The following is a 1105-nucleotide window of genomic DNA, read 5'->3' on the forward strand; positions in this document are numbered from 1 at the left end:
GACTCCCTCCTCCGCCTTGCGATGCACGCACCCCAACGCCGCCCGGCCCGCCCTCCGGGCGGACGACGGGAGCCCGAAGACAGGCCCCCAGGCGCGCCCTGATAGCGTCGCCGGGCCGGCCGCGGGACTCCGGTGCGACTTCCGGAACCTGCCTCTACCGCAATGATTCGCAGCTCGCGCCCCCATTCCCCGGCCGGCACCCCCACCCGACGGCTGGAAGGCTCAGGAAGGCCATGGACGCGTACGCCGACCTGATCGCCGCGGACGACGTGCTGCTGTTCGTCAACGCCGCCATCACCGCCACCGGCCAGCGCGAGTTCCACGCCTCCGCCGACCAACAGCAGCTCTCCCTCGGCTTCCTCCACGAGTACGTGCGCGTCAACTACCGCGAGCCCTACGCCGCCGCGCTCGCCCTCGACATCAACGACCACAACGCCGCGCTCATCATCCGCGACCTCCTGGCCACCACCCGCGACGCAACCCCCGAGCAGCGCCGCACCGAGGGCCGGCTCATCGCCCGCCGCCTCGCCCTCCTGCCCCCGCAGCGCGTCTACCGGCTCATCGCCGACCTGCGCCGCCGCAAGGTCAACAACCGCCGCACCCGCGCCATCCTCCGCGACTGGCTCGCCGCCCGCCCCGACCAGGCCCTCGACGCCGTCAAGTACCGCGCCGGCCTCAAGCGCGCCCTGCGCCACGCCCACCTGCGCCCCGGCCACGACGAGGTCGGCGCCTTCCTCTTCGCCCCCGCCGCCGCCCGCGCCCCCTACCGCACCCCGCTCCTCGACGCCTGGCGCCGCGCCCACTACGAGCAAGGCGCCCTCTACGAACTGCCCTACTCCGTCGCCGAGGGCTTCGCCCACCGCCACGGCATCCCGCGCGGCGCGTTCCTCGACCGCATCGCACCCCGCATGACGAGCCTCGAACGGCTGCGCCTCCAGGAGTCCGCCCGCGGCCACGGCGCCACCGTCACCACCGACCTCGCCCGCATGCCGCTCACCCGCCTCGCCACCTACGTCCTCGCCCTGCCGCCGGAGGACCGCACCGCCCGGCGCGCCGAACTCACCGACGCCCTGCGGGCCGCAGCCCGCCGCGCCGCCGGGGCCCA

The 1105-nt window shown here is 75.4% G+C and carries 1 pseudogene; it reads left to right on the top strand.

Annotated features, from left to right (window positions below):
* Positions 1-233 precede the first annotated feature (233 nt).
* Positions 234-1105: pseudogene (locus AB0O00_RS40950) on the top strand (hypothetical protein); the annotation flags it as partial.

Origin of the sequence: Kitasatospora sp. NPDC093558 (assembly GCF_040683475.1) — a bacterium.
Classification (GTDB): Bacteria; Actinomycetota; Actinomycetes; order Streptomycetales; family Streptomycetaceae; genus Kitasatospora.